Below are 2,851 nucleotides of genomic sequence, written 5' to 3'. Positions count from 1 at the left end.
GCAAAAAACATGAAATCAAACCTAAAAATAGCCCTCATGCTTTCCGTTCCGGCCTGCAATAAAAATCAGACCACCATTGATCAACACATCCCCCTCGCCGACGACTACCTGTTAAATGATTACACTCCAGTGCAGGTAATGCTGCTTGGTACCTGGCATTTCGCTTATCCAAATGCTGATTCTTATAAAGTAGATTCAAATCGACCTGTCTACGCCCGAAAGACAAGCTGAAATTATGGAGGTGGTTGAAAGGATCGCGGCATTCAATGCAACGATCGTTTGTATTGAAAATCCTATTGAAAGGCAACCGGAGGTTGACAGTCTGTACGCAAGCTATTTCTTAGGAGATCATGATTTGAGTATTTCCGAATATCAACAGCTTGGGTTCAGAATCACAAAAATGTGTCAGGCCAAAATCCACACTGTGGAATTCCGAGATACAAAGAATCAAGGAATCAACTATGATCTGCGTGGGTCCTTAAGATTAGTCCAAACATGCAAAATATGGATCATTTGTCATCAAACCACATAAGCTTAACGGAGGACATTAAAGGTTGGACCATAACAGCAGTAACATGCCTGCACTGGCCTCTCCAAGATTGTTTTTGAAAGCCTGTAGCGCTTTTGAGATGTGTGATTCTACGGTGCGAATGGAAATTCCCATCTCTTGGGCTATTTCCTTATTTGAATAGCCCTTGAACCTGCTTAGTTGGAAGACTAATTTTCTCATCTCGGGCATGGCATCAAAGGTCTTTTCAATTTCCACTTTTAGTTCATTCAAATACACTTTTGCTTCTGTGTCATTTTCAGGTGTCATCAAATAGATTTGATATTCCGTGGCAACTTTCCTCTTAACAAGTTCTCGATATTTGTCAACAATCACATTTTTGGCAATCGAAAAAATATAAGACTCGAGATTTCTGTCTGGATCGATCTCTGAACGTTGAGTCCAAATACGAATGATAACTTCCTGAAGGACATCTTTGGCATCATCCTCCGTTTGGCCATGTCTTACACAGAATCTAAAGATCCTTTTCTTGTAATGTTCATAGAGCATCTTTAGTGCTCCCTCGTCACCATTTAGCAAACGAAATCCCAATTCATCTAACATCGCATATCCTCTATTGTACTCTAAAATTATTTAAATCTAAGAGAATCTTCATCAAAGAATGACAAAAGGGATTGTTAATTTGGATTCCTTATTATGAGATTTACAATGAAATTAATGTATTTATTATAATTTAATCAGTGAAAGAACTCCTCTACTGCCAGGCTTACAATTATTTCTGATAGCTACAGTGTAAATCCACTTTTTTTACGAAGTACAGATACAAGTATCAAAATATGAATTTCGAAAAATTCGAAAACTTCCTTAAAAAGAAAGAAAGTTCCGGAGAGGAAATAAATGTATCTGAGGTCATTTCATGGATTCATAGTGAAGAAGCCAAAGATGTTGTACAGCAAAAATTGATTGATGAAGTAGAAGAAGGTGATGAGCCTGATGTCGATTTCGATGATTTATACACCATAATTCTTGATAAGATCAAGCATAGGGAAATTTCCAGGCCCACTTTCAGGCAAATAAGTCTAAACCCCAGACATGGTAGAAAATATTATCATAGGATGATTAAGATAGCTGCAGTGCTAATTGTGTTGCTTTCAGTATCCTTCATATTGAGTCATTTACTGGATTATTCGACCGATAGAATCCCTCATTCTCAAATTGATAACCCGGTAATAAAAAGAACAAGTGCAGGTGAAAAGCTTAACATTCAGCTAAGTGATGGTACAAGGATAAAGTTAAACGGAAGGAGCGCAATCACCTATGATCAAGCTTCATTTCAAAAGCAAAGGCACGTGATTCTGGAAGGTGAAGCATTTTTTGAAGTAGCCCGCATGGAAGAAAATCCATTTACAGTGGAAATCAAAGATGGCATAGAAGTAACCGTATTAGGTACATCTTTCATAGTTGATGTTTCCGGATCTGATGAAGGAATTGTTGCTGTTAAATCAGGCAAGGTTTCAGTCAGAAGTGCACATAATGATCAAACCGTAGTGCTTTCTCAAAATGAACTTGCCAGGTACTCTGAATTTCAACCCTTAAGTAAGGATGTGATCACAAACGGAGATATCTACTTTGGTTGGGTTGAAAATCGATTGGTATTGAAAGACGCTTCTTTTCATCAGGTTCTGGTCACCATAAAAAGATGGTATGGTTATGAAATAGAGGCTTCTCTGGATTATTCGAAGTTTGACAACTACACTGCAGTTTTGACTAATCCGACACTTAAAGAGTTGATGGAGAGTTTATCGCACATCTACAAATTCAAATATAATATTGATGAACAATCAAAAAAGATCGTGATCAGAAAAAGTAATTAAGAAATAAAGGGCTGCGATACCGTAGGAAGTTGCACAGCCCTTTTGACTATAAGTTTTAGTATTTAAACCAAAACGTATGAATGTAAAATTACACAATTATGTAAAAACTATGACGAAATACGCCATACAAGCATTCGTCATCTGTCAGTCACTGCTCATGGTATATGCCAGTGATCTGGACGCACAACGTAAATATTTACGGGAGATTGAAATTGATTTGCCTCGCTATGAAAATGTTCATTTAGAGACATTGCTTGATGACCTGAAGAGTAAGAGCGATTTTGAATTTGCCTTTGCAAAGAAAATGATCCGTAATAAATCACTGAGCCTGTCTTCAGGGGTTTGGAATATGGAAAGTTTGTTAAAAGAAATATCACTTCAGGCTCAGGTCTCTATTAAAAGGGTGAATGAAACGATATCCATAACGGAGGTCGAAGGTGAATCATATCCGCAGGTCACCGAGGAAGCG

The 2,851-nt window shown here is 37.7% G+C and carries 5 protein-coding genes; 4 read left to right on the top strand and 1 reads right to left on the bottom strand.

From position 1 onward, the window contains the following. Together RLO81_RS06325 and RLO81_RS06320 are read left to right on the top strand one after the other, a co-directional pair. The coding region (locus RLO81_RS06325; protein WP_350108833.1) for a hypothetical protein at positions 1–231 on the top strand (231 nt) is incomplete at its 5' end. Positions 232–235: 4 nt separating this feature from the next. Continuing rightward, entirely contained in the window at positions 236–532 is a 297-nt protein-coding gene (locus tag RLO81_RS06320) for a DUF5694 domain-containing protein (protein WP_350108830.1), read from the top strand. Positions 533–547: 15 nt separating this feature from the next. On the opposite strand, the gene RLO81_RS06315 is transcribed toward RLO81_RS06320, so the two are convergent. After that, the gene (locus tag RLO81_RS06315; RefSeq protein ID WP_350108827.1) at positions 548–1,111 is read right to left on the bottom strand and encodes an RNA polymerase sigma factor; all 564 of its coding nucleotides are present in this window, start codon (positions 1,109–1,111) and stop codon (positions 548–550) included. A gap of 233 nt (positions 1,112–1,344) precedes the next feature. On the opposite strand from RLO81_RS06315, the gene RLO81_RS06310 reads away from it, so the two are divergent. Both RLO81_RS06310 and RLO81_RS06305 read left to right on the top strand, forming a co-directional pair. Next, the gene (locus RLO81_RS06310) at positions 1,345–2,382 is read left to right on the top strand and encodes a FecR family protein (RefSeq protein ID WP_350108824.1); all 1,038 of its coding nucleotides are present in this window, start codon (positions 1,345–1,347) and stop codon (positions 2,380–2,382) included. A 76-nt stretch (positions 2,383–2,458) separates the two neighbouring features. After that, a partial coding sequence (locus tag RLO81_RS06305; RefSeq protein ID WP_350108821.1) for a hypothetical protein occupies positions 2,459–2,851 on the top strand: 393 nt, incomplete at its 3' end.

It is taken from the genome of Fulvivirga sp. (assembly GCF_040220315.1).
In the GTDB taxonomy this organism is placed as follows: domain Bacteria; phylum Bacteroidota; class Bacteroidia; order Cytophagales; family Cyclobacteriaceae; genus Fulvivirga.
This window is presented reverse-complemented; position numbering and strand designations above follow the sequence as displayed.